Here is a 22350-nt window from a genome sequence, read left to right as displayed (position 1 = left end):
TATACGTTACACTTTAGGGCTTTCCTGGCCTCCGTGCTTTTTTGTGCATGTGACTTATCAGGAAGAAAAGCCCAACAGACAGGAAGCGTGCCAGAGCGGTTGAATGGACCGGTCTTGAAAACCGGCGATGGGGTAACCCATCCGTGAGTTCGAATCTCACCGCTTCCGCCATCATCTCCCGCTGCATCCATGGCGGAATTGGTAGACGCAAGGGACTTAAAATCCCTCGATCTTTGATCGTGCCGGTTCGATTCCGGCTGGATGCACCAAATATTCACGATAGCAGGCAGATCTCTTTGCCCACCATAAAAACCTCGGTTTTTATTCGCTCGTGACAAATAAGTACCAATCAAGAAAGCTCGCTTCAAAGCGGGCTTTTTTGCGTCCTGCCTGAAAACCCAATCCAAGCCATCACCCCGCAAGCACCACCTGAACCTGACCGACTGTTTACCCCCCGCTCCGTAAGTAAAGCCTCTCCAGCTCCTCCAGGACCGAAACTGCTCCCAAGAAGCAAACAGATCAAAAATAGCGAACCAACAACAAGCAAAGTCACAGTTACATTCACAGTCACAGCCATAACTACAACTACAACTACAACTACAACTACAACTAAGGCTACGGCTGAAACCACAGGCATAACAAGCACAGGTACAGGTACAGGTACAGGTACAGCACCAACAGATTACCCTCCAGCTCTTGGCACAAGCCGATACGCAGCCACGTTCCCAAAAAGCAGCCGAACGCAAAAAACCCGCCTTTCGGCGGGTTTTTCTTCAAGCAGACTGCAAACGCTATCAGGAAGCAGCAGGAGCAGCTGGACCGCCTTGAGCCTCGATACCGCCAATAGCCTTGATCGACAGACGCAGACGACCTTTCTCGTCAGCCTCGATGACCTTGACCTTAACAACCTGACCCACTTTCAGCACGTCATTGATGTTGGCGATACGGTAGTTGGCAATCTCGGAGATATGCAGCAAGCCGTCACGGCCTGGCAGCACTTGCACAATCGCGCCAAAGTCCAGCAAACGCATCACAGGACCTTCGTATTCCTGACCCACTTCCACTTCAGCGGTCAGCTCTTTAATACGGCGCTCGGCTTCGCGGGCCTTGTCCAGATCGGCGCTGGCGATCGTGATGGTGCCGTCATCCGAAATATCGATCTGTGTACCGGTTTCTTCGGTCAGGGCACGGATGGTTGCACCACCCTTACCAATCACGTCACGAATCTTCTCGGGATTGATCTTCACGGTCAGCATGCGAGGCGCGAATTCGGACATCTCGGTACGGGAACCGTCGATGGACTCTTTCATCTTGCCCAGGATGTGCATACGGCCTTCGTGAGCCTGAGCCAATGCAACCTGCATGATTTCCTTGGTGATGCCCTGGATCTTGATGTCCATCTGCAAAGCAGTAATACCTTTCTCGGTACCGGCAACCTTGAAATCCATATCGCCCAGGTGATCTTCGTCACCCAGAATGTCGGTCAGCACAGCAAACTTGTTGCCTTCCTTGATCAGACCCATGGCCACACCAGCTACGTGATCCTGCACAGGCACACCAGCGTCCATCATGGACAGGGAGCCACCACACACAGATGCCATGGAGGAGGAACCGTTGGATTCAGTGATCTCGGACACCACGCGGATGGAGTACTGGAAATCTTCAGCGGCTGGCAGCAAGGGAGTCAAAGCACGCTTGGCCAGACGACCGTGACCGATTTCACGACGCTTGGGAGCGCCGAAACGGCCAGCTTCGCCAGTGGCGAATGGAGGCATGTTGTAGTGCATCATGAAGCGATCGCGGTACTCGCCCATAATCGAATCAATGATCTGCTCGTCTTGCTTGGTACCCAGAGTGGTGACCACCAATGCCTGAGTTTCGCCACGCGTGAACAAGGCGCTACCGTGAGCACGGGGCAGAACGCCCAGACGGATGCTGATAGGACGAACGGTACGGGTGTCACGACCATCAATACGGGACTCGCCGCTCAAGATACGCGAACGCACGATCTTGCTTTCCAAGTCGAACATCATGTTTTCGACGGCAACCATATCAGGCTGATCCTGACCGGCGGCTTCAGCTTGAGCCTTGACCGTTTCTTTAACCTGAGCGTAAACAGCGCGCACTTGCTCGGTACGAGCTTGTTTTTCGCGAGTCTGGTAGGCCTGTGTCAGACCTTCTTCGGCAGCAGCGGTTACCGCAGCCAACAGGCTTTCATTAACAGCAGCAGGCTGCCAATCCCACTCCGGCTTGCCAGCTTCTTCAACCAGTTCATGAATGCAGTTGATGGCTGCTTGCATTTGCTCGTGAGCAAACACCACACCACCCAGCATGACTTCTTCGGACAATTGCTTGGCTTCAGACTCAACCATCAGCACAGCCTGCTCGGTACCAGCCACAACCAGATCCAGAGCCGAAGATTTCAGCTGAGTAGCGGATGGGTTCAGCACGTACTGACCATCAATGTAACCCACACGGGCAGCGCCCACAGGACCGTTGAAAGGAATGCCGGAAATAGCCAGGGCAGCCGAGGCGCCGATCATGGCAGCGATATCAGGATCAATTTCAGGGTTGACCGATACCGTGTGAATGATGACCTGAACTTCGTTGTAGAAGCCTTCAGGAAACAGAGGACGCAGTGGACGGTCGATCAGGCGGGAGATCAGGATCTCGCGCTCGGATTGGCGGCCTTCACGCTTGAAGAAACCACCAGGGATCTTGCCAGCGGAGTAGGTTTTTTCGACGTAATCAACGGTCAGCGGGAAGAAGTCCTGACCTGCTTTCGCTTCGCTTTTGCCAACAACAGTGGCCAACACAACAGTGTCTTCAATCGAAACCAGCACGGCACCTGACGCCTGACGTGCGATTTCGCCGGTTTCCAGAACGACGGTATGTTCGCCGTACTGGAAAGACTTGGTGACTTTATTGAACATTAGGAGAATCCTTACAATAAAAAAACCGTGCACACAGCGAAACCAGTTCGCCGAATGCACGGTTGTTTAGCGGGGAGCCAGCCCCGGTATCACTTACGCAGACCGAGTTTTTCGATCAAAGCACGGTAAGCGTCTGGATTACGACCTTTCAGGTAATCCAGCAATTTGCGACGACGGCTAACCATGCGCAACAGACCACGACGGGAGTGGTGATCTTTGTTGTGAGCCTTGAAGTGGCCGGTCAATTCGTTGATGCGAGCGGTCAGCAAAGCCACTTGCACTTCTGGGGAGCCTGTATCGCCTTGTTTACGCTGAAACTCGGAAACGATATCGACTTTTTTGATATCTGCAACTGCCATTTTATTTAGCCTCTAAGACTTGCGTTAGGACCGAGGTGCCCTAACGTGTTGAAAATGAGATTGAGTGCACCGGGCCCATCAGGCCAAGTGCAAGCAAACGATTATAACGAAAAACCGGACAAGGCGTTAAGCATTTCGGCCTGCTGGCCTGCCAAAGCCGGGGATTTTAGTTGTTTCCACGCCGAAGTCGTGCCAAAGCACGGGCTCGACGCCAGCGCCAGGCCATCACAAACCAGCCCGACAAGCCATACAGGCAGAACAGGCCAAACAGGAAGACCGGCGGATCCGTAGAGACAAACACGAAGACCAGCACAAAAAGCAGCATGACCCAAAATGGCACGCTACGTCTGATCGCAAAGGACTTGCCGCTGTAGAACGGCGCGTTGGAGACCATGGCCAGGCCGGCATAAATGGTCAAACCAAAGGCAACCCAGGGAATCACATTCACTTGCAGAGACAGCTTGTTGTCCACCGCCAGCCAGACAAAGCCAGCGACCAGCGCAGCGGCTGCCGGGCTGGGCAAGCCTTGGAAAAAGCGCTTGTCGACCACTTCAATATTGGTATTGAAGCGGGCCAGGCGCAGCGCACCACCAGCTACGTAAATAAAGGAAGCCAACCAGCCCCAGCGGCCCAATCCCTGCATGGCCCAGACGTACATGACCAGCGCGGGCGCTGCACCAAAGGAGATCATGTCGGCCATGGAGTCGTACTGCTCGCCAAAGGCGGACTGAGTATTGGTCAAACGAGCAACCCGCCCGTCCATACCATCAAACACCAGCGCCAGGAAAATGGCGATGGCTGCCGCCTCAAAGCGGCCATTCATGGCCTGCACAACGGCATAAAAACCCGCGAACAGATTGGCGGTCGTAAATGCGTTGGGCAGAAGATAGATGCTACGCCGACGACGGGTTTCATCATTGAGCAAATTGGGCATAATTTATGCTTTAAGAGTTGTTGCTAAGGACTGAACACTCGAATGTAGCATTGTCCCCAAGGCTACAGAGTGCAAATAATTCCAGCATATATAAGCCAGAGCGAACAGAAATGACCAAGAGGCCTGCGGCCAGGGAGTTCATGGATAAACAGTAGATTTTATCGAACTCGCTTGCGCACCACCCCAACAGGGGCACGATGGTCAAACCAAGCACTGCATTTTATCGCGCCCTCACCGATACGGCTATAAGACGAGAACAAGGCGCTTCCATCCTTTTTTTTAGCCCCAGCAGAGGCGGCGCTGAAAGCCAAATTCTTGCAGCAATAAAAAAACCGGCTGACGCCGCAAGACGTCAGCCGGTTCAGGCTCAAGACCAGGGCAGCTTATGAGGTTGCCCCGATATCAAACTTAGTTCTTGGACTTGTCGACCAGCTTGTTAGCGGCGATCCAAGGCATCATGGAGCGCAGCTTGCTACCCACTTGCTCGATCTGCGATTCGGCGTTGATACGACGACGCGAGATCAGGGTAGGAGCGCCTGCGGCGTTTTCCAGGATGAAGTTCTTGGCGTACACGCCGGTCTGGATGTCTTCCAGGCACTGGCGCATGGCTTTGCGGGTTTCGTCGGTAACAATCTTCGGACCGGTCTCGTATTCGCCGTATTCGGCGTTGTTGGAGATCGAGTAGTTCATGTTGGCGATACCGCCTTCGTAGATCAGGTCCACGATCAACTTCAGTTCGTGCAAGCACTCGAAGTAAGCCATTTCAGGAGCGTAACCAGCCTCAACCAGCGTGTCGAAACCAGCCTTGATCAGCTCAACCGCACCACCGCACAGAACAGCCTGTTCACCGAACAAGTCGGTTTCGGTTTCTTCGCGGAAGTTAGTTTCGATGATACCGGCACGGCCACCGCCGTTAGCCGATGCGTAAGACAGAGCCACGTCGCGAGCAGCGCCGGTCTTGTCCTGGTAAACAGCGATCAGGTGAGGAACGCCGCCGCCTTGGCTGTAGGTGCCACGCACAGTGTGACCAGGAGCCTTGGGAGCAATCATGATGACGTCGATATCGTCACGTGGCACAACTTGGCCGTAGTGAACGTTAAAGCCGTGAGCAAATGCCAGAGCGGCGCCGGGCTTGATGTTTTCAGCAACCTGGTTGCGGTAAACCTCAGCAATGTTTTCGTCAGGCAACAAGATCATGACGACATCAGCGCTCTTGACGGCTTCAGCCACTTCCTGAACTTTCAGGCCAGCGTTCTCGGCTTTGCTCCAGGAAGCGCCGCCTTTGCGCAGACCAACAACCACGTTAACGCCGGACTCGTGCAGATTCAGGGCGTGAGCGTGGCCTTGCGAGCCGTAACCGATGATGGCAACGGTCTTGCCTTTGATCAGGGAAAGATCACAATCCTTGTCGTAGAAAACTTTCATTTCAGGTGCTCCAAATTTAATAATTTCGCTTAAACAGCAATTCGAGAATGGCCGCTCATGCAGCAGCGGCACAAAAAGGACCTTGACTCATTACTTTCAGAACAGGGCCACCGCGGTCTACACAGCGTCAGGCCGTGTTTACCCTTTATAAGGAGCTGCCTTGAAAAGCAGCTCCTTGAATAAAAGCGGTAATTATGTCCTGAAAAAGCCTTGGCTTACAGCTTTAAGACTCGTTCGCCACGGCTGACACCAGAGACCCCGGTGCGCACTGTTTCAAGAATGGCCGTACGATCCAGCGCATTGATGAAAGCAGCAATTTTGTCTTGAACACCGGTCAATTCGATGGTGTATGTCTTGTCCGTAACATCAATGATGCGACCGCGGAAAATATCCGCCATGCGCTTCATCTCTTCACGTTCCTTGCCCACCGCCCGCACTTTGATCAGCATGAGTTCACGCTCGATGTGTGGGCCTTCGGACAGATCCACCACCTTGACCACGTCAACCAGACGGTTCAAGTGCTTGGTGATCTGCTCGATGACGTCGTCCGCCCCTCGGGTAACGATAGTCATGCGAGACAGGGTGTCGTCCTCGGTTGGAGCAACCGTCAAGGTCTCGATGTTATAGCCACGGGCCGAAAACAGGCCGACCACACGGGACAGTGCGCCGGGCTCGTTTTCCAGAAGGATAGAAATGACGTGTTTCATGATTCTCTCCTTACAGATCGTCCGGGCCCAAGAGCATTTCTGTCAGGCCGCGGCCTGCTTTCACCATCGGGAACACGTTTTCGGTTTGGTCCGTGATGAAGTTCAGAAATACCAGGCGGTCTTTGTGCGTGGTGAAGGCTTCGCGAATAGCGGGGACCACATCGGCTGGCTTGTCGATCTCCAGACCCACGTGACCATAGCTTTCCACCAGTTTGACAAAGTCAGGCAGTGCATCCACGTAAGACTCGGAATAGCGCGAGCCGTAGTCGATTTGCTGCCACTGGCGCACCATGCCCAAATAACGATTGTTCAGGCAAAGAACCTTGGGGCTCAAGCGGTACTGTTTACACGTAGACAGTTCCTGGATGTTCATCTGAATGGAGCCCTCACCAGTGATGACGGCAACATCCTGGCCAGGGTTGGCCATTTGCACACCCATTGCGTAAGGCAAGCCCACGCCCATCGTGCCCAGGCCACCGGAATTGATCCAGCGACGAGGCTTATTGAATTTGTAGTACTGAGCCGCCCACATCTGGTGCTGACCCACATCAGAAGTCACGAAAGCGTTGCCGCCCGTCACTTCCCACAGGGATTCCACCACGTATTGCGGCTTGATCAGCTCGTCCGACTTGGCGTAGGCCAAGGAGTTCTTGCCACGCCAGACATTGATCTGTTTCCACCAATCATTCAGGGAGGGCTGGTTCTGCGATTCCTGACGGCTTTGCGCATACAGCTCATTGAACTCGGTCAGCACGTCTTTGACACAGCCCACGATAGGCACATCAACTTTCACGCGCTTGGAAATTACCGAAGGATCAATATCAATATGAATGATCTTGCGTGGGTTCTGACCGAAGTGGCGGGTATTACCAATCACTCGATCATCAAACCGTGCACCCACTGCGATCAGAACGTCGCAATGCTGCATGGTCATATTGGCTTCGTAAGTACCGTGCATGCCGGGCATGCCGATGTACTGATCCGCCGTACCTGGATAGGCACCCAGACCCATCAAGGTAGTCGTGCAAGGGGCACCGCTTAACTTGACCAGCTCATTGAGTTCGCTGTCAGCATTACCCAGCACCACACCACCACCAACGTAAATCAGCGGGCGCTCGGCGCTATTGAGAATCTGGACAGCTTTCTTGATCTGCCCCTGATGGCCTTTGATCACAGGTGCGTAGGAACGCATCTTGACCTCGCCACGCTTGGGCGTGTATTTGCACGTTGCAGTCGTAATATCTTTGGGGATATCAATCAGCACAGGACCAGGACGGCCTGTCGTGGCAATAAAAAATGCCTTGCGAATGGTATCGGCCAAATCACGAACATCGCGCACCAGGAAGTTGTGCTTGACGCAAGGACGGGTGATACCGATGGCATCACATTCCTGGAAAGCATCTTCACCAATTGCCTGGGTGCTGACCTGCCCACTGATGATGACCATCGGAATGGAGTCGAGGTAAGCGGTCGCAATACCGGTGACGGCATTGGTGACGCCCGGGCCACTGGTTACCAGTGCCACGCCAACTTTTTGGGACGAACGGGAATAGGCATCCGCAGCATGAACAGCAGCCTGTTCATGACGCACAAGAATGTGCTGGAAGCGGTCCTGCTTGAAGATTGCGTCGTAGATATAGAGAACGGCACCACCCGGATAACCGAAAACGTGTTCCACGCCTTCGTCCGCGAGCGTGCGCACAACAATATCTGCGCCATTTAATTCAGACATGAGTTTTCCTTTCAGTCTTGCTCTGCAATATCGACTGACCACGACGGTCCGAGCTTGAACCGATGTCAGCAACATGATCTGGCGCTTCATGGCCCACAGGACCACACCACCCAGACACATTACCGTCCGGCCTGCACTCTTCGACACCCAGTGCGTGCATACACAAACGTATGCGTTAGCTTGAAACGGAAGTCCTGGCATCCCACGCTTGTGACGCGGCCAGCAACAAAGTTTTTAGGCGCAAAAAACCGGGCGGATGGCCCGGTTAACAGTGCCTCGCTACAATTTGCTCGGATAAGGAGCAAAAACACCCGATTACTTTACCTTGACTGCACAAAGCGAGCAACTGTGATTGTTGGTAAAGTGCAAAAAAACAGGCTTAAAGCTTGCATACGTAAAACGATATACTGTCTACCTATGACGAGCTGTCCGGGTATTTTATGGCATCGCCCATCCCACAATTAAAACAATTCCTGTATAGCCACTATTTTTTCGGCGGACTGCGCCAGTCCATCGGTGTGCTGTTGCCGGTCATTATTTTGGGCCGCTTCTTTGGTCACTATGACATTGGCGTCATTGCGTCCATGGGTGCCACCTGCGTTGCCATCATTGACCAGCCCGGCGGCCCACGCCGCTATCGCAACAATGAAATGCTGGGCGGTATTGCGCTGGGCACGGTCACCGTTGGCCTGACAGGTCTGGCCTCCAGCTCTCCCCTGCTGCTGGTGCTGTGCGTACCGTTTCTGTGCTTTCTGTACAGCATGTTCTCCGTGTTTGGTCGTCGCGGCGGGCTGATCGGATTTGCCGCCCTGCTGCTGATGACCTTGACGATGCGCTTTCCCATGCAGCCTCACGAGGTACTGGCGCACACGCTGTATTCCTTTGCCGGCGGTCTGTCCTATTACTTGTTCAGCACCCTGTTCCGACGCTTGTTCTGGTATCGGGAAGAGCGCCAGACACTGGCGGTAGCCCTGTTTGCCACGGCTGAATACATGGAAGCGCGCTCGCAATTCTATGACTCCACCTCGGATCTGGACGCCTGCTATAGACGGCTGATCAATCTTCAATCCAATATGACCGAAAAGCACCAGGCCGCTCGCGACGTGGTACTGCGTGAATTGCCGCGCGGTTATGGACGAGGCGATCACCATCGCAAGGCACTGCTGACCATCTTCTTGAATATGGTCAGCATTCTGGACTCGCTGGTCGCGACCTATACCGACTACACCGTCCTGCGCCGTCAGCTTTCTGACAGCGATTTCATGGTTTTTGCGCGTGATGGCTTGCACAAGCTTTCGTTGGATATCGGCCGCATTGCCATGAATGTTTCGCGCAGCGCTCGCACCACCCGTCGCTCCAGCGTCAAAGCGGAAATCCGCGCCATGGAATACGAGCTGGAGAAGTACAAACGTCAGGGCATGTCTCAATCCGACCCTGAGACCTACGCCCTGCTAGTCCAGGTCTTGCGCCGACTGCGTAACCTGAACCGCATTGTGGACAGCATGGCAAGCCTGTCGCATCGTGCCAGCCAGAATATGCCAGTCGATCAATACCTGAATAAATCGCTAAGCCGCATGCTCTCGCGTGAAGAACTGCGTTTGGGCATGCTCAGCAGCAATATGAAGCTGAAGTCTTCGCACTTCCGCTACGCGGCACGTGTCAGCATTGCGTCCATGGCGGCCCTGGGAGTGGGTGCACTCAGCGCTCATTTCCAAAGCGAACTGGGCCTGGTCAGTGCACTGACAGCACACAGTTACTGGATCATCCTGACCATTCTGGTCATTATGAAACCGGGCTTTGCCATCACGCGCCAACGCAATGGCTGGCGCCTTTTTGGCACGGTACTGGGCTGCGGGGCGGCCTTCCTGCTTCTAAAGCTAACGGACAACCGCGAGCTGTATCTGATCGCCATGTTGCTGGCCTACCTCCTGGGTAACAGCCTGGTTCAGCTGAACTTCCTGCTATCGGCCCTGTTCAACACAATCTTTGTGATTTTGTCCTTCCAATTCCTGTCCACGGGCGGCTCCTTCATCATTGGAGAACGTCTGGTGGATACGCTGATTGGTTGCGGCATCGCCATGGCCGCCAGTTACCTGCTGCCCAACTGGGAGTCCAGCGCCATGACAGGCCTGGCCCGAGCAGCCTTGGCCGCCAACAAAGAGTTCTGGCGTGCAGGGCTGGAATTCGCTCGCTTGAGCCGCCTGCATAACCAGATCCTTAAAAACGGTCAGGAAGGTGAACCCACCATGACAGAGGCCCAAAAAAACCAGGTGGATCTGGACTTGATGGAAGCCGACACCGCCTGGCAAGTGGCAAACAAGAACGTACACATTGCCTTCAGCAACTTTGCCTCGGCCTTTTATCGCATGATGGATGAGCCTGTCAGCCGACAAGCCAATGTATCCCTGCTGAACAACCTGCTGATTCAGAACCACGTGCTGGCCTCGCAAATCAGCGCCGCTACCCCGCTTCTGGCTAATTTGAGTCAGATTCCGCCAGGCATCCAGAACTCCCTGGATGCCATTGGCGCGCTGATTAACGACCAGGATGCTGACCCGCCTGCTTCCATCGAAACCGAAGGTGAGCTGGCCATGCTGGCCTACCCTATCCGTCAGATGGTCAAGGCCGCCCAACTGATACGTCAGGATATGAGAGGCCTGGAATACAGCGCTGGCCCGCAACTGCCGCCTGAGCGCAAGCAGGAACTGAAACAGCAAGGGGCCTGATGGCCATGCCATGTCCCGTATACATGTGGAGCTCGCTGTCGGGACCAAATAAAAAAGAACTCAAGGCAAAAGGCAAAAGGCAAAAGGCAAAAGAGCATAGGGTGTCCAGCCCTCTTCAATTCGCAGGACCAAGAATAAAAAGGCAAGGCGCAAATACATGGCCTTGCCTTTCTTTTTTTTTACCTGCAAGACCGCAGATAAAGAGCTACTCCTACGGCGCAAGCAATAAAGCTACATACTTATCAAGCCTTGGCATCCTGCTCGGAGCGACGGAACACCAGCTTGTCCTCGCTGGAGAGCTCAGGCTGGAATACATACCCCTCGCGATCAAACGCCTTCAAGCCTTCCACTGTTTGCACACGCTTGTCGATGACAAAGCGGGCCATCAAACCACGGGCTTTCTTGGCGTAGAAACTGATAATCTTCCAGACACCGTTTTTCTCGTCCTGGAAAACGCACTGAACTACACGGGCACGCAAGGCTTTTTGATCGACCGCCTTGAAATACTCTTCGGAGGCCAAGTTCAAGACGATGGGCTTGGCGTCGCCTTCCTGACGCTCGTTCAAATAATTGGCAATCCGGCTGCCCCAGTAAGCGTACAAATTGGCACCTTCGGGATTCTTCAAGCGAGTGCCCATTTCCAGACGGTAAGGACGCATCAAATCCAAAGGACGTAAAGCACCGTACAAACCGCTAAGAATCACAATGTGGTCCTGGGCCCACTTCAGCTCCTTGTCCGACAAATCCGTTGCAGCCATGCCCTCATATACATCACCATTAAAAGCCAGAATGGCCTGACGGGCATTGGAGCGGTCAAACTTGGGCTCCCACTCCTGGTAACGCTGGACATTCAAGCGCACCAGGTCGTCGCTCAGCTTCATCAAGCCGGCAATATCCTCTTCGGACTGAGTGCGCAAAATATCAATCAAGCCTTGCGCCTGCTCCACAAACAGAGGCTGGGTTTCCAGCTGCGTGCGTACAGGGGAATCGTAATCCAGCTTTTTCGCTGGCGAGAGCAATAACAACATGCGCCTATATCCTTTCTATCCAAACAGATAAAGGGCCATGCCCTTTATCTGCCATCTACAAAACACGCTTTGACAGCAATTAGCGAGCCGTCCAGCCACCATCCAGACTTAGCGTCGTACCCGTCATTTGGTCTGCGGCGGCAGACGACAGGAACACAGCAGCACCGCCCAATTGTTCAGGAGTCACAAACTGCAGGGAAGGTTGTTTCTCAGCCAGCAGCTCGCGTGCGGCAGCTTCAATATCAATCCCTTTTTGCTGGCTGATAGCTTCGATCTGCTTTTCCACCAAGGGAGTGCGTACCCAGCCCGGGCAGATTGCGTTGCACGTAATACCCTTGCCAGCATTTTCCAGTGCGGTCACTTTGGTCAGACCCACGACACCATGCTTGGCAGCCACATAAGCCGATTTACTTACCGATGCCACCAGACCATGAGCCGAGGCGATATTGATAATGCGCCCCCAACCCTGCTTTTGCATGATAGGCAAGGCAGCCGCTGTGCCGTGAAAGACGGCTGACAGGTTCAAGGCAATGATGGCGTTCCATTTGTCGAGAGGGAACTCTTCGATAGGCGCGGTGTACTGAATACCAGCGTTATTGACCAGAATATCCAGCCCGCCCAAGACTTCTGCCGCCTTGGAAACAAAATCGCGCGTGGCCTGTGCATCACTCAGGTCTGCATTCAGATAATAGGCTTTGACACCAAATTTGGACTCCAGCGTGCTGCGCTCGCGCTCGATATCTTCAGGCTGACCAAAACCATTGATCACCACATCTGCACCGGCTTTTGCCAACTCGGTGGCCATGGCCAGACCGATACCACTGGTCGATCCTGTTACGACCGCTTTTTTACCTTTCAGCATAGATACCTCGTGAGTATTGACAACAGGGAACTGAAACCCCAAGTGTACTCGCCGGCCTGCACTGCCGGGAAATGCAATGGGCTCGTTTTGTCCGGAATCATCAAGGCTTGCAAAACAAGGCCAAACGCCATCGGACCAAGTACTAGCGCATTACCCCCTAGAACTTCGGCCTGCGCGGGGAAAAGTCGGCCATACACAATGTTGCGGATGAGTTTTCCGAACATCGGCCGCGACTGACACTTTTACCTTAACGTTCTTATGTGACAAAACAGCCAATAAACCATGCTGAGAGACCAGGACGATCAAACCAGCAGAAAATAAAAAAGCCCTTGAATAATCAAGGGCTTTCAAAATTCCAGGTGGCGGACAGGGTGGGATTCGAACCCACGGTACGCTTGCACGTACGCCTGATTTCGAGTCAGGTACATTCGACCACTCTGCCACCTGTCCGCGATTGCTTATATGGTTACAAGCAAGCCCATAAATATAGATCAAAGAACACTCTTTGACAAGCACTAAAGAGACATAGCACTTGCGTCAAAGAGCGGAGTTTCTTGATAAGACCAGCCACTCAAACCAAAGAGCTCTTTTCAATCAAGGGTTTACCCTCTATTTTGGCCTAATTCACTTGTTCACCCTGAGCCGCAGGCCTATATTGGAAACACACATTGATGCATCGCAGCCCTGCCTTTCCAAGGCAGTCCTTGTAATTCCGGCACAACTTGCTGGACTTGATAAAAGGAATTGTCATGCAAACCTTCCAATGGATTATCGACGCCAACGGCGACGGCATATACAGCCTGAATGAGGTTCTCCAGACTCTGCGCTGGGCTTTTCGGATACCAGGCAGCCTGGTAGTTGAAACCTTGGGTTCCATCCCGGTTCTGTCTGATCTACTGCGTATCCAGGCTTCAGAAGCGACAGGCTACGCTTCTTTGCGAGGCGGACTGGTCAATATCCTGTCGTTATTCTTCTGGGCCGCACTCTGTCTCTGGTTTCTGGAAGTCAACTCCAAGCCACGTGCAGAGCCTGCGCAACGCAACGTACGCCATGCGCCACACTTGAGCAAGCAACTGGATTCTGTGCACGGTCGGCAGCTGCACGCGAACTACAACCGGCGCCCTGTCCGCCATCGTCAGGTTGAACGCCATACCTTCTAGATGCACTCATGCCCTCCTGCCGCAAAAGGAGAAACATGTGTTAAGAAAGGTAAACCCCTGGCATAGCGCATACGAACCGTGTTGCGTTTGGAAGTGCTTTGCCAGGATTACCTAACGTTTGGACTACAGGTTTTAGGCAACAATCGCTGCAGCTAGTGTCATTAGAGGTGCAGCTTATGAAAAAACTACTATTAGCCGGTTTAATGGCCTTGAGCACCAGCGCCGCCTCTGCGGGCGGTGTAAATGTCGATATCAATGTCGGTATTCCGGGTATCGGTTACGGGCCGATCTACTACCCACCCGCTCATGTTGTGGAACGCCCGGTTTATGTCGCCCCACCCCCAGTGGTTTACCACCCGCCACGTTACGTCTATCGTCCCGGCTACGTGGAATATGGTCGCTCCAACAAGGAATGGCGCAAGGAGCAGCGACGCGCTCACAAGCGCTGGCGCAAACAGCAGGAGCGTTACTGGGATGATGACTAATCCATCACTACGGAACCATGAATGAAAAAGGGCTGAGGACCACAAAGGTCATCAGCCCTTTTTCCATTCGGACAGTGACTTTATTTAGCCGGCACCAGACGTTCCAGTCCGCCCATATAAGGACGCAGAACCTTGGGCACAATCACGCTGCCATCTTCTTGCTGGTGGTTTTCCAACACAGCCACCAAGGCGCGGCCTACGGCCAGGCCAGAGCCGTTCAGCGTATGCACAAACTCCGGACGTGCCTTGCTGTCGGCGCGGAAACGCGCCTGCAGACGACGAGCCTGGAAAGCCTCGCAGTTCGACACCGACGAGATCTCGCGGAACGTGTCCTGGGCAGGCAACCACACTTCCAGATCGTAGGTTTTGGCGGCAGAAAAGCCCATATCGCCAGTGCACAGTTGCACTACACGGTATGGCAGTTCAAGAGCCTGCAGAACGTGCTCGGCATGACCGACCATGGACTCCAGCGCCTCATAGGATTTTTCAGGATGAACGATCTGCACCATTTCAACTTTGTCGAACTGGTGCTGACGGATCACGCCACGGGTGTCTCGGCCACCGCTACCGGCTTCCGAACGGAAACAAGGCGAGTGAGCAGTCAGGCGGATAGGCAGATCGTCACCGGCCAGAATCTCGTCACGCACCGTACCGGTCAGGCTGATTTCGGAGGTCGAGATCAGGTACAGGTCTTCAGGCTTGGATTCGGTCGGATCGGCTGGCTCGTTGTCCTGACCACCTTTGGTGACCCAGAACATATCGTCCTTGAACTTGGGCAATTGGCCGGTACCATACAGCGTGGACGCGTTCACGATGTATGGGGTGTAGCACTCGGTATAGCCGTGCTCTTCCACTTGGGTATCCAGCATGAACTGGGCCAGAGCACGGTGCAAGCGAGCCAGAGGACCACGCAGAACCATGAAACGGGCGCCAGCCAGCTTGCGAGCGGCTTCAAAATCCAGACCAAACTGCTCACCCAGATCCACGTGATCACGCGGCTCAAAGGTGATGTGCGCAGGATTGCCCTGATCATCTTTAGGACCGGGGATCCAGCGACGTACTTCAACGTTGTCTTCTTCGGACTCGCCTACCGGCACGCTTTCGTGCGGCAGGTTAGGAATCGTGGCGAACCAGGAGGACAGCTCGGCCTGCACTTGGGACAAGTCCTGCTCCAGCTGCTTCAGGCGCACCGGAATTTGCTGGGATTGAGCCAATGCTTCGCTGGCGTCTTCGCCCTTGGACTTGAGCTGGCCGATGCGTTTGGCCAGTGCATTGCGCTCGGCCTGCAAGGTTTCGGTTTCCACCTGTACCGCTTTGCGGCGGGCTTCCAGCTGCTGGAAACGCTCGGTGTCAAATTGCACGCCACGTTTCGCCAGGCCCTGTACCAGCGGCTCCAAGTCTTTGCGTAATTGGTTCAGATCTAACATTTAATAGCCATATAGGTGATGGTTCAATCCCGATTGATCTGGTGATTTTAACCACAAGCCACCACAAGCGCAGCACAGCGCAAGCAGTACGGAGATATCGGGAAATACGGGGGTGACAGGTCAGGCAAGCGCCTGTCCTGTCTTAGGTGTCTTTTTTACCGGCCTGCTCATCCAGCTGACGCAGGCGCTCCATTTTTTCAGCAATCTTGATTTCCAGACCACGAGGCACGGGCTGATACCAATGCGGATCGGGAATACCATCTGGCAAGTAGGTCTCACCCGCCGCGTAGGCATTGGGCTCGTCATGCGCATAGCGATACGCATGACCGTGGCCCAGCTCTTTCATCAGCTTGGTGGGCGCGTTGCGCAAATGCACTGGCACTTCGCGGCTTTTATCCTGCTTCACAAAGGCGCGGGCCTGGTTGTATGCCATATAACCGGCATTGCTCTTGGCTGCGATAGCCAGATAAATCACGGCCTGCCCTAACGCCAGCTCCCCCTCGGGGCTGCCCAGGCGCTCGAAGGTCAAGGCTGCATCGTTGGCAATTTGCATGGCGCGCGGATCGGCCAGACCGATATCCTCCCAAGCCATGCGTATGATGCGGCGCGACAAATAGCGGGCATCAGCCCCGCCGTCCAGCATCCGGGTCAGCCAATACAAGGCGGCATCCGGGTTGGAGCCGCGCACCGATTTATGCAAAGCAGAAATCTGGTCGTAGAAATTGTCGCCCCCCTTGTCAAAACGCCGGGAGTTCAGGGTCAGCGCATTTTGCAGGAAGTCTGTCGTGACCAGCTCGGTGCCGGAAGTCTTGGCGGCCGTATTGGTCTGCTCCAGCAGGTTCAAAAAGCGTCGGGCATCGCCGTCGGCATAACCGATCAAGGTGTCGACGGCTTGATCCTCAAACTCCAGGCCATCCAGGGTATTTTGTTCCTGTACACGGCGTAGCAGGAGTTTGAGCTCATCATCCGTCAGGGATTTGAGCACATAGACTTGCGCCCGCGACAGCAAGGCCGAATTAACCTCGAAGGACGGGTTTTCCGTGGTGGCACCAATAAAGGTCACCAAGCCGCTTTCAGCATAGGGTAGAAGCGCGTCTTGCTGAGACTTGTTGAAGCGGTGTATCTCGTCCACAAACAGGATGGTGTGCTTGCCCATCGCCAGATTCTGTTGGGCCTGCTCCATGGCGGCTCGGATATCTTTCACGCCTGAAAAGACGGCGGACAAGGCGATGAACTCGCATTCGAATGCACTGGCCGTCAAACGTGCCAGCGTGGTTTTACCCACGCCGGGAGGCCCCCAGAAAATCATGGAGTGTGGTTTGCCGGACTGAAAAGCCAGGCGCAGAGGCTTGCCCTCGCCCAGCAAATGAGACTGCCCCACCACCTGATCCAGGGTTTTGGGGCGCAGTGCTTCGGCTAAAGGTGCGGCGGGTTCCTGAGCGAACAAATCACGCATGGCGATCGCCCTTCCTAAAATGGCAAGACCTGGCCAAGCGGACCAGGTCTGTATTGAAAACTTGTTTTGTCAAAGCCAGCCAAACACTGACCCTGACGATAGCGGCACAAAAACAGAATGTGCATCAAGGCATGGAGACGACATCCACTCCGGCAGGAGCCTTGAACGTGAAGGTACCCAAGGTAATCCGAGGGTTCGGTTCCAAGCCGGTGAAGTCGATATACGTGGTTTGGCCGAACGAGTCCTGCAATTCCAGACGACGTGGCTCACGATCCTTGAAGCCGATGTCTACGTAGGAAAAGCCGGCATCGCTTTGCAACGGTGTGGCTCGGATCCACTCCAATCCATCCCGTGCATCTTGCTCAACCAGACGGAAGGAGTCTTCCAGATTGCCAGTACCAAACAAGATCGCAGCAGGCGAAGCGCCGATGGACTGGTCCACACCACGCTCGGTGACCTGGGCCAGATCCGGGTCGTATTGATAAAGCAGCTTGCCGTCAGACACGATCAATTGTTCATAAGGGCGTTGCACATGCCATTTGAACTGGCCAGGGCGCTGAAACACGAATTGCCCGGATTGCGGCGCACCTTTGGACTGGCCGTTGCTATCGACCGTACGCTGGGAAAACTCGCCTTTCGCAGCACGCACATCTTGCACAAAAGAGCGCAATTGCTCGCTGGCCGAAGCGGCCATGGTCAAGGCAGGTGTAGTGGCCAGCAACATGCTGACCAGCAGTGTCTTAATCTTCATCTTTGGCACCTCCTGCGGGGACCAGAATTTCACGGTTACCGTTAGGCTGCATAGCCGATACCAGACCGGCTTGTTCCATTTGTTCCAGCAGTCGGGCTGCCCGGTTGTAACCAATACGCAAATGACGCTGCACCGACGAAATCGAAGCGCGACGATTCTTGATAATGACTTGAACAGCCTGGTCGTACAGCGGGTCCGCTTCAGCATCGACCATGCCAGTAGCGGGGTTGACCCCCTCACCCGATTCGCCTTCGACAGCACCTTCCAGCAGGCCTTCGATGTAATCGGGTTCGCCGTGTTCTTTCAAGTGTTCAACCACGCGGTGAACTTCCTCGTCGCTGACAAAAGCGCCGTGCACTCGTTTAGGCAAACCTGTACCGGGCGGCAGATAGAGCATATCGCCCATGCCCAGCAAGGTTTCCGCACCCATCTGATCCAGAATGGTGCGCGAGTCGATTTTGGAAGACACCTGAAAAGCAATACGGGTAGGAATGTTCGCCTTGATCAGACCTGTAATCACGTCCACGCTAGGGCGCTGAGTAGCCAGAATCAGGTGGATACCAGCCGCACGGGCTTTCTGGGCCAAACGAGCAATCAACTCTTCGATCTTCTTGCCCTGCACCATCATCAAGTCTGCCAACTCGTCAATAATGACGACAATCATGGGCAGAACAGACAACGGCTCGGGAGCGTCCGGCGTCAAAGAGAAAGGATTGGGGATAGGCTCTTCACGCTTTTGCGCTTCGCGTATCTTGGCGTTGTAACCGGCCAAATTACGCACGCCCAGCTTGCTCATCAAGCGGTAGCGTTTTTCCATTTCGGCCACACACCAGTTCAAGGCGTTGGAGGCCAGACGCATATCCGTGACCACCGGAGCCAGCAAATGAGGAATGCCTTCATAGACACTCATTTCCAGCATCTTGGGGTCGATCAGGATCAGGCGCACGTCTGCCGGGTCTGCCTTGTACAGCAGCGACAGAATCATGGCGTTAATCCCCACGGACTTACCGGAGCCGGTTGTACCTGCCACCAGCAAATGAGGCATCTTGGCCAGATCCGCCACCACGGGTTTACCGGCAATATCCTTGCCCAAAGCCATGGTCAGCAAGGAAGCACTGCTGTGATAGGTCTGCGAGCCTACGATTTCCTCCAGACGCACCATTTGGCGGCGGGGGTTGGGCAGTTCCAGGCCCATCAGGTTTTTCCCGGGAATAGTTTCCACCACCCGGATGCTGACCAGACTCAAGGCACGGGCCAGGTCTTTGGCCAGATTCACGATCTGGCTACCCTTCACGCCGGTGGCAGGCTCAATCTCGTAGCGCGTAATGACCGGCCCCGCCTGGGCGGTCACCACCGTCACAGCAACACCGAAGTCCGACAATTTCTTTTCAATCAGGCGCGAGGTGAACTCAATGGTTTCCGGCGACACCGTTTCTACATTGTCAGAGGCGGGGTCCAGCAGGGACAGCGGAGGCAAATCGCCCGCTTCGCCAGCCTGACGAGGCGCCTTGAACAAGGTCTGCTGCTTCTCTTTCTCGACGCGCTCGGATTTGGGCACAGCCACAAAAGCAGGTTCGATACGCACAGGCTGTTCGTGGACCAGTTGCTCCTGCTTGGCGACCACGCTTTCCGTGCGCTCGGCACGTTTGACCTCGCCCACGCGACGATCCTGACGGGCTGACCAGAAAGTCATCAAACGGCGAATCGTCCCCTCAATGAAGCCGCCCAGACGTTCTGCCAACGTCAGCCAGGAAAAACCGAAGAACAAACTGGCTCCGCCAGCGAGCAGGCCCATCAGCACCAGAGAGGCTCCACCAAAGCCTATCGAAGTTACTAATAGTTGCGATAATAATTGGCCTAACTGCCCACCAGCCCCCGCAGGGAGCTGCCATTGCTGGCCCAGATCTTTAAAAAACAGCGATTCCAGGCCCATGCTGCCCAGAAACAAAAAGAAAAAGCCTATGCCAATTTCCCAGCGCACCCGAGGCAGAACATCCTCGTTTTTAGTGCTGGGCAAAAGCAAAGCGGTCAGACGGTAAAAGCCCACGGCCACGCGCTGCACCAGCAGCACCACCCAAAGCCAGGCCGTCAGACCAAACAGAAACAAGAGGAAATCGGCGATGTGGGCACCAAAGATGCCCCCGCCGTTTTGGGTCAGACCCGAGTGCACGGAATGCGACCAGCCGGGATCGCCCGGATCCCAGGTTGCCAGTACCAGGCCCAGCCAGGCTGCCAGAGCAGCGAAGATAATCCACCGTGCTTCGCGCAGCAGTCCTGTCAGGCGCTGTTGCAGGGCTGAAGGCCCATTACGCACATTTTTGGATGACCGGGACGAACGAGGGGATGTTGCAGGTATTCTTGCCATGGACTCATTATAATTGGAGATCGTCTTTTTCGGATTTTCTGTGATGTCGACTACTAAGCACGCAAAAGTACTCATTCTGGGCTCAGGCCCGGCCGGCTATACCGCAGCGATCTACGCAGCCCGCGCCAACCTCAACCCCGTCTTGGTCACCGGCATGGAGCAAGGTGGCCAACTGATGACCACCACAGATGTAGATAACTGGCCAGCCGATGCCCAAGGCGTCCAGGGACCTGATCTTATGGCACGTTTCCAGGCTCATGCGGAACGATTCGAAACAGAATTAATCTTTGACATGGTGTCCTCGGTTGATCTTTCCACCCGTCCCCTGACCCTGAATGGTGATAGTGGCACAGTCTACACCTGCGATTCGCTGATTATTGCGACAGGCGCCTCTGCCCAATACCTGGGCCTGCCAACCGAGCAGGAATTCATGGGCCGTGGCGTGTCCGGTTGCGCAACATGTGATGGTTTCTTCTACAAGAACCAGGACGTGGTCGTAGTCGGTGGTGGCAATACCGCCGTGGAAGAAGCCCTGTACCTGTCCAATATTTGCAAGACCGTGACCTTGATTCACCGTCGCGATACCTTCCGTTCCGAACCCATCCTGACCGACAAGCTGATGGACCGCGTCCAGAATGGCAATATCCAGCTGAAACTGCACAGCGAACTGCAAGAAGTGCTGGGTGACGCTTCGGGCGTGACAGGTGTGCGCATCATCAATAACCAGACCCAGGCCACTGAAGACCTGGCTGTGACTGGTGCCTTTATCGCCATCGGCCACAAGCCCAACACCGGGATCTTTGAAGGCAAGCTGGAGATGCACGACGGCTACATCACGACTCGCAGCGGTCTGAAAGGCATGGCAACCATGACTTCCGTTCCTGGCGTCTTTGCCGCGGGCGATGTGCAAGACAATATCTATCGTCAGGCCATTACCAGTGCAGCCAGCGGTTGCATGGCCGCCCTGGACGCACAGCGCTGGTTGGATGAAAACAAATAAGCCCAAAGCCGTAGGGCGTAGTCTGGCAGACCTGAAGAAGTTACAAGGTCAGGTCCGCCAGGATCTCAATCCGCCCCCGGCCCCCGCCCGTCCCCAGGCTCGCAAGCGCCCCCGCCCACCGGATCCCGGTGGCAAGCCAGCCAAACTGGCTCCTGCCAGTAATGCTACAGCGGCCCAAGACCCCGTTTCCTTATTGGACCCCAGCGACAGGGCCTGGCTACGCCAGTCCATGCGGGACGTCGCCCCCTTGAAAAAACGTGGTCAAAGCGTAGTCATGAGCCGTCCTGCGGCTAGCCCGGAACAGTTGGAGCAACGTCGTCGCCACGCGGTAGGTGCGCCCACCAGTACGCCCGCCCTGCCCCAGGCCTCTGACCAATATGTCAGCGTGCAAGGTGAAAGCAACGATCTACGACATTTGCGTGCTGGCTGTGGCACCGATGTCTTGCGCGATCTGGAACGCAACCGTTGGCCGATTGAGTCCAGCCTGGATTTGCATGGCTCGGATCTGGAACAGGCCCGCGAGCGACTGGACAACTTTCTGCGCTCCTGTCTGGAGCACGGCGTGCGCTGTGTACGAATTGTCCACGGCACGGGCTACGGCTCGCGCAATGGCGAACCCGTTTTGCGTCATGCCGTGCGTCGCTGGTTAACCCAGCTGCCCAGCGTTCTGGCTTATATGGAGTGCGCGCCCAACGAAGGTGGGCAAGGTGCCGTCAAACTGGTGCTGCAAGCCATGTCCGAACCCGGTGTTTGATTTTTTCCATTAGGTACAGACGTAAAAAAGGCCAGCTTTCGCTGGCCTTTTTTTTATTGTTGTTATGTTGTACTGCCTATTGCTTTTATAATAGTGACCGTTTTATTTCGGTCTTTGTTGCCCAGCGTTGCGGGGCTATGTCTCCTCACCTGCATGGAACGTATTGTGCCCCATTTATAAAGCTGTCACACTTAGGGAATGCACTGATACCCGCATGATAAGAAAATATCAGTCGCCCATTCGCAG

The 22350-nt window shown here is 54.7% G+C and carries 17 protein-coding genes and 3 tRNA genes; 7 read left to right on the top strand and 13 right to left on the bottom strand.

Going from position 1 to position 22350, the window contains the following annotated elements; genetic code table 11:
* Positions 1-81: 81 nt before the first annotated feature.
* Positions 82-171, top strand: a tRNA-Ser gene (locus MID00_RS13960).
* Positions 172-183: 12 nt separating this feature from the next.
* Positions 184-269: transfer RNA gene (locus MID00_RS13955), tRNA-Leu, on the top strand.
* Positions 270-794: 525 nt separating this feature from the next.
* Here MID00_RS13955 and pnp read toward each other — a convergent pair.
* From pnp to ilvB, 6 genes are all read right to left on the bottom strand, one after another.
* Positions 795-2933, bottom strand: coding sequence for a polyribonucleotide nucleotidyltransferase (gene pnp, locus MID00_RS13950; RefSeq protein WP_009456700.1), 2139 nt, complete (start codon positions 2931-2933; stop codon positions 795-797).
* 89 nt (positions 2934-3022) lie between these two features.
* Positions 3023-3292: a 30S ribosomal protein S15 gene (rpsO, locus tag MID00_RS13945; protein WP_003801068.1), complete on the bottom strand. Its 270-nt coding sequence runs from the start codon at positions 3290-3292 to the stop codon at positions 3023-3025.
* 166 nt (positions 3293-3458) lie between these two features.
* A complete protein-coding gene (pssA, locus tag MID00_RS13940; RefSeq protein WP_021446892.1) occupies positions 3459-4226 on the bottom strand; it encodes a CDP-diacylglycerol--serine O-phosphatidyltransferase in 768 nt (255 codons plus the stop codon).
* A gap of 408 nt (positions 4227-4634) precedes the next feature.
* The gene (gene ilvC / locus MID00_RS13935; protein WP_009456705.1) at positions 4635-5651 is read right to left on the bottom strand and encodes a ketol-acid reductoisomerase; all 1017 of its coding nucleotides are present in this window, start codon (positions 5649-5651) and stop codon (positions 4635-4637) included.
* A gap of 215 nt (positions 5652-5866) precedes the next feature.
* Positions 5867-6358: an acetolactate synthase small subunit gene (ilvN, locus tag MID00_RS13930; protein ID WP_003801075.1), complete on the bottom strand. Its 492-nt coding sequence runs from the start codon at positions 6356-6358 to the stop codon at positions 5867-5869.
* Positions 6359-6368: 10 nt separating this feature from the next.
* Complete coding sequence (gene ilvB, locus MID00_RS13925; protein WP_021446893.1) at positions 6369-8090, bottom strand: biosynthetic-type acetolactate synthase large subunit; 1722 nt, start codon at positions 8088-8090, stop codon at positions 6369-6371.
* A gap of 440 nt (positions 8091-8530) precedes the next feature.
* Here ilvB and MID00_RS13920 point away from each other — a divergent pair, with 440 nt between their 5' ends.
* A complete protein-coding gene (locus tag MID00_RS13920; RefSeq protein WP_254498961.1) occupies positions 8531-10816 on the top strand; it encodes an FUSC family membrane protein in 2286 nt (761 codons plus the stop codon).
* Positions 10817-11058: 242 nt separating this feature from the next.
* On the opposite strand, the gene yaaA is transcribed toward MID00_RS13920, so the two are convergent.
* The 3 genes from yaaA to MID00_RS13905 form a co-directional block, all read right to left on the bottom strand.
* On the bottom strand, positions 11059-11844 hold the full coding sequence (gene yaaA, locus MID00_RS13915) for a peroxide stress protein YaaA (protein WP_254498960.1): 786 nt from the start codon (positions 11842-11844) through the stop codon (positions 11059-11061).
* Positions 11845-11923: 79 nt separating this feature from the next.
* Entirely contained in the window at positions 11924-12706 is a 783-nt protein-coding gene (locus tag MID00_RS13910) for a 3-hydroxybutyrate dehydrogenase (RefSeq protein WP_254498959.1), read from the bottom strand.
* Between the two features lie 360 nt (positions 12707-13066).
* A tRNA-Ser gene (locus MID00_RS13905) sits at positions 13067-13156 on the bottom strand.
* 299 nt (positions 13157-13455) lie between these two features.
* On the opposite strand from MID00_RS13905, the gene MID00_RS13900 reads away from it, so the two are divergent.
* Positions 13456-13866: a hypothetical protein gene (locus MID00_RS13900; RefSeq protein ID WP_009456725.1), complete on the top strand. Its 411-nt coding sequence runs from the start codon at positions 13456-13458 to the stop codon at positions 13864-13866.
* Positions 13867-14042: 176 nt separating this feature from the next.
* Complete coding sequence (locus MID00_RS13895; RefSeq protein ID WP_026483206.1) at positions 14043-14351, top strand: hypothetical protein; 309 nt, start codon at positions 14043-14045, stop codon at positions 14349-14351.
* Between the two features lie 80 nt (positions 14352-14431).
* Here the strand turns inward: MID00_RS13895 and serS are convergent, their stop codons facing one another.
* The 4 genes from serS to MID00_RS13875 all read right to left on the bottom strand — a co-directional run bounded on the left by serS (position 14432) and on the right by MID00_RS13875 (position 20350).
* Positions 14432-15778 (bottom strand): serine--tRNA ligase, encoded by a 1347-nt coding sequence (serS, locus tag MID00_RS13890; protein ID WP_021446897.1) that lies wholly within the window; start codon positions 15776-15778, stop codon positions 14432-14434.
* A 142-nt stretch (positions 15779-15920) separates the two neighbouring features.
* Positions 15921-17234: a replication-associated recombination protein A gene (locus MID00_RS13885; protein WP_254498958.1), complete on the bottom strand. Its 1314-nt coding sequence runs from the start codon at positions 17232-17234 to the stop codon at positions 15921-15923.
* Positions 17235-17358: 124 nt separating this feature from the next.
* A complete protein-coding gene (gene lolA / locus MID00_RS13880; RefSeq protein WP_009456740.1) occupies positions 17359-17985 on the bottom strand; it encodes an outer membrane lipoprotein chaperone LolA in 627 nt (208 codons plus the stop codon).
* Entirely contained in the window at positions 17975-20350 is a 2376-nt protein-coding gene (locus tag MID00_RS13875) for a DNA translocase FtsK (RefSeq protein WP_031232634.1), read from the bottom strand. The genes lolA and MID00_RS13875 overlap by 11 nt, the downstream gene beginning before the upstream one ends.
* A 43-nt stretch (positions 20351-20393) precedes the next feature.
* Here MID00_RS13875 and trxB point away from each other — a divergent pair, with 43 nt between their 5' ends.
* Positions 20394-21350 (top strand): thioredoxin-disulfide reductase, encoded by a 957-nt coding sequence (gene trxB, locus MID00_RS13870; protein WP_009456742.1) that lies wholly within the window; start codon positions 20394-20396, stop codon positions 21348-21350.
* Positions 21337-22104, top strand: coding sequence for a Smr/MutS family protein (locus MID00_RS13865; RefSeq protein ID WP_009456743.1), 768 nt, complete (start codon positions 21337-21339; stop codon positions 22102-22104). Before trxB ends, MID00_RS13865 begins: the two co-directional genes overlap by 14 nt.
* Positions 22105-22350 lie beyond the last annotated feature (246 nt).

Source organism: Alcaligenes sp. NLF5-7 (genome assembly GCF_024266725.1).
GTDB lineage: Bacteria > Pseudomonadota > Gammaproteobacteria > Burkholderiales > Burkholderiaceae_B > Alcaligenes > Alcaligenes phenolicus.
The sequence above is the reverse complement of the archived record's forward strand: the minus strand, read 5'-3'. Positions and strand labels throughout refer to the sequence as shown.